2 protein-coding genes and 1 pseudogene are annotated in these 4509 nt (G+C 67.0%); 1 reads left to right on the top strand and 2 read right to left on the bottom strand.

Annotation, left to right across the window (positions count from 1 at the left end; genetic code table 11):
- On the bottom strand, nucleotides 1-3316 hold a 3316-nt coding region (gene putA / locus EOD07_RS23855; RefSeq protein ID WP_127237194.1), incomplete at its 3' end, for a bifunctional proline dehydrogenase/L-glutamate gamma-semialdehyde dehydrogenase PutA.
- A gap of 164 nt (nucleotides 3317-3480) precedes the next feature.
- On the opposite strand from putA, the gene EOD07_RS23850 reads away from it, so the two are divergent.
- A complete protein-coding gene (locus EOD07_RS23850) occupies nucleotides 3481-3933 on the top strand; it encodes an Lrp/AsnC ligand binding domain-containing protein (RefSeq protein WP_127237193.1) in 453 nt (150 codons plus the stop codon).
- On the opposite strand, the pseudogene EOD07_RS23845 reads toward EOD07_RS23850, so the two are convergent.
- Nucleotides 3934-4509 (bottom strand): annotated as a pseudogene (locus tag EOD07_RS23845) (c-type cytochrome); the annotation flags it as partial.

Raw genomic sequence — 4509 nt, 5'->3', positions numbered from 1 at the left:
CCACCGCCAGCACCGCGTTGCCGGCGGCAAGCGCCTGGATCGTTTGGGAAAGCAGCGTCTCGGCGTCCGGGCCGAGGCAAAGCACCCGGCCGCGCGGGGCCAGCGACAGCGTGTTGGCCTCGCCGGTCGGTCCGGGCAGGTCGACCTGGCCGAAATCGAGACTCGCCGCGGCAGCGATTGCCGCCGCGCCCTTGCCGCGCAGATGCTTCCTCAGGATCGCGACGCGATCCGGCCGTGTCGACCAGCCGCCGAGCGTCGGATCCGGCAGATTGTCGGCAAGCTCGGTCGCCGTCACCTTGTGGCCCTCGCCTACTTCGGTGCCGGCCTCCGGTCCCTTGCGGAAGCGGCGCAGGTAATGCGGTCCGCCGGCCTTCGGGCCGGTGCCCGAAAGCCCCTCCCCGCCGAAGGGCTGCGAGCCGACGACGGCGCCGATCTGGTTGCGGTTGACATAGATGTTGCCGGCATGGATGCCGTCGACGAAATGCTGGACGCGGCCCTCGATGCGGGTGTGCAGGCCGAAGGTCAGGCCGTAGCCCTTGCGGTTGATGGCGGCGATCACCGCGTCGATGTCGTCGGCATCGAAGGTCGCGACATGCAGCACCGGGCCGAACACCTCGCGCTCCATCTCCTCGATGCCCTTGACGCGGAAGACATGCGGCGCGACGAAGCGGCCAGTCGCCGGCGCTTCGAGCTTGGCGATCAGCCTGCCTTCCAGCCCCTTCTTCTTGCAGTAGTCGCTGATCGAAGCCTGCGCCTCGTCGTCGATGACCGGGCCGACATCGGTCGAAATCAGCCAGGGGTTGCCGACATTGAGCGCTTCCATCGCGCCCTTCAGCATTTCCAGCATCTTCTTCTCGACGTCCTTCTGCACGTAGAGCACGCGCAATGCCGAGCAGCGCTGGCCGGCGCTCTGGAAGGCCGACGCGAGGATGTCGCGCACCGCCTGTTCCGGCAGCGCGGTGGAATCGACGATCATCGCATTCAAGCCGCCCGTCTCGGCAATCAGCATCGCGTCGGGCGCCGCGGTCTCGGCCAACTGCTTTTCGATCAGCTTGGCGACCTCGGTCGAGCCGGTGAAGCAGACGCCGGCGATGCGCGGGTCGGCGGTGAGCGGCGCGCCGACCGACGGGCCGTCGCCCGGCAGAAGTTGGATGACATCCTCGGGCACGCCTGCCTCGCGCAGCATCTCGACGGCGCGAAAGGCAATCAGCGGCGTCTGCTCGGCCGGCTTGGCGATCACCGAATTGCCGGTGACCAAAGCCGCCGCGATCTGGCCGGTGAAGATCGCCAGCGGAAAGTTCCAGGGCGAAATGCAGACGATCGCGCCACGCGCCTCGGTGCCGTTCTCGGCATTCGGCGCTTCGGCCGCGTAATAGCGCAGGAAGTCGACCGCCTCGCGCACCTCGGCGACGCCGTCGGCCAGCGACTTGCCGGCCTCGCGGGTGGCAAGAGCGAAGAACTCGGCGGCATTGGCCTCGTAGAGGTCGGCGGCGCGGTTGAGGATCGCGGCGCGCTCGGCAACAGGACGCTTCGCCCAGGCGGGTTGCGCGTCGACGGCGATGCGCACCGCGGTCGCCACCTGCTTGGCCGCCGCTTCATGCACCGTGCCGACGATTTCGTCCGGCTTGGCCGGATTGACGATCTGCCGCTGCTTACCGTAGCCGGCGGCGCGCGTGACAGGCTTGGCGTGCCAGCGGTCCGCTCCGGCGAATTCCGCCCTCGCTCTGTCGACGGCCGCGAGCGTCACCGGATCGGTGATGTCGAAGCCCCTGGAATTGCGGCGTCCGGCGCCGAAGATCGCGGCGGGGCGCGCGATCGCCGGGTTGGCGGCGGGACCCTGCGTCTCGACGGCCGCGAGAGGGTCGCGCGCGATTTCCTCGGGCTCGACCTCCTCGTCGGTCAACTGGTGGACGAAGGAGGAGTTGGCGCCGTTCTCCAGCAGACGGCGCACCAAATAGGCAAGCAGGTCGGAATGGGCGCCGACGGGCGCATAGATGCGGCAGCGCGTGCCTTCGGCCTGCCGCACCGTCTCGTGCAGCGCCTCGCCCATGCCGTGCAGGCGCTGGAACTCGAAACTGTCGCGGTCCTTCGCCATCGACAGGATCGCGGCCACGGTGTGCGCATTGTGCGTGGCGAACTGCGGATAGATGCGGTCGGTCATCGACAAAAGCTTCTTCGCGCAGGCCAGGTAGGAAACGTCGGTGTTGGCCTTGCGGGTGAAGACCGGATAGCCGGACAGGCCGAGCGTCTGCGCGCGCTTGATCTCGGTATCCCAATAGGCGCCCTTCACCAGCCGCACCATGATCCGGCGGTCGTATTTCTTCGCCAGCGCATAGAGCCAGTCGATGGCGAAAGCCGCGCGTGGGCCGTAGGCTTGTACGACAACCCCAAAACCGTCCCAGCCGGCAAGTTCCGGCTCGGCCAGGACGCGTTCGATGACGTCGAGCGACAGGTCGAGACGGTCCGCCTCCTCGGCGTCGATGTTGAGGCCCATGCGCGAATGCCGGGCGGCAAGCGCCAGCGACAGGAGCCGCTCGGCCATCACCGGCAGCATCGTCTCGCGCTGCGCCACCTCGTAGCGCGGATGCAGCGCCGAGAGCTTGACCGAAATGCCGTGATTGTAGCGGATGTCGGGGCCGTTCGACCCGGAATCGAGTGAGGAGATCGCGTCCGCATAGGCGCGGTGGTAGCGCAGCGCGTCGGCTTCGGTGCGGGCCGCCTCGCCCAGCATGTCGAAGGAGTAGAGATAGCCCTTCTGCGTCATCGGCCGGCCGCGCTTGACCGCCTCGGCGATGGTGCGGCCGAGCACGAACTGCTCGCCCATCTCGCGCATCGCCGCGGCGACCGCCTTGCGGATCACCGGTTCGCCCAGCCTGCGCACCATGGCGCGCAGCGTGCCTTCGATGCCGCCCTCGCCTTCATCGAGCACGCGGCCGGTCAGCATCAGCGCCCAGGTCGAAGCGTTGACGAAGATCGAGCTGGAACCGCCCGAATGCGCCGACCAGTCATGCGGCGCGATCTTGTCGGCGATGAGATCGTCCATCGTCTCGGTGTCTGGAACGCGCAGCAGCGCCTCTGCCAGGCACATCAGCGCCACGCCTTCCTTGGTCGACAGGCCATAGGCCGAGAGGAAGACCTCCATCAGCCTGGGATCGGTCGAGCCGCGCACCGCGCGCACCAGGTCGGCCGCGCGCGCCGAGATCGCCTTGCGCTCCTCGGCTGACAAGCCCGCCGTCGCCGACAGGCGCTTCACCGCCTCGTCTTCGTCGGGCAAATAATTGGCGCGGATCTGCTGGCGGATGGCGTCGAGCGGCATGGCGGGTCCATGAAAGCGAGCGTGAGCGAACGGTCTGGCGGTCGCCGGACCGAATGGCGCAAGCTAGCACAGCTGCGAATTCCAGTCGGTCCAAAGAAATCGACAGGATAGTCCATTCGATCTATCATATAGGCATCATTTCCAATCTTTTGACTGCCATTTCGATGACCGAAGACCAATTGGACCGCATCGACCGCAACATCCTGTCCGCGCTGGGGCGCGATGGCCGGCTTTCGATGTCTGAGCTGGCTTTGAAGGTCGGCCTGTCGAAGACGCCGGTGCAGGCGCGCGTGAAGCGGCTGGAGAAGGATGGCTATATCAGAGGCTACCGCGCCGTCATCGACCGCGAGCGCATGGGCGAAGGCCATGTCGCCTTCGTCCAGGTGAAGCTGTCGGACACGCACTCGGCAGCGCTCGACGCTTTCAATCGCGCGGTACAGGGCGTGCCGGAGATCGAGCAATGCCACATGATGGCGTCGAGCTTCGACTATTTGCTGAAGGTTCGCACCACCGACATCGCCGCCTATCGCCGGGTCCTCGGCGAGCGCATCTCGGCCCTGCCCCATGTCGCGCAGACGTCGACCTTCGTGGCAATGGAGACGGTGAAGGACAGGTAGCTAGTCGGACAGCGTCTTCAGGAACGCCACCAGCGCCGCCCGCTCGCGATCGGACAGATCGAGCGGATGAACCTCCGACACGCCTTCCACACTGAGCGGCGCCTTCGAATAATGCGCCACCACCTCGTCGAGCGTCGTGAACTGCCCGGCATGCATGTAAGGCGGCCGGCTTGCGGCGCCCCTGAGCGACGGCGTCTTGTAGGCGCGCATGATTTGCGGCCCATCCTTGACCATGAAGCGCAGCTCGCGGCAGGCGCTCTCGTCGCCATCGCGGAACTTGCCGAGACAGTTGAACGGATCGGCCTCGACCTGCGCCACGGCGTCCACCCGCCCGCGGTCCGGCGGCAGGCCGTCCACCGGCGGCACGCCGGTGTTGTGGAAGGCGTTGTCGGTGAAGCGCGGGCCGTTATGGCAGGTCACGCAATTCGCTTTGCCGATGAACAGTTTCAGCCCGAGGATTTCCTCCGGCGAGAAAACAGCATCACCTTGCGGCTTGGCGCCGGTCGCGAGATCGATGGCGAAGCGGTCGAAGCGCGTCTGCTCAGGCTCGATCGAGCGCTCGAAGGCGGCGAGCGC

The sequence above is a fragment of the Mesorhizobium sp. M2C.T.Ca.TU.002.02.1.1 genome, assembly GCF_003997225.1.
The sequence above is the reverse complement of the archived record's forward strand: the minus strand, read 5'-3'. Positions and strand labels throughout refer to the sequence as shown.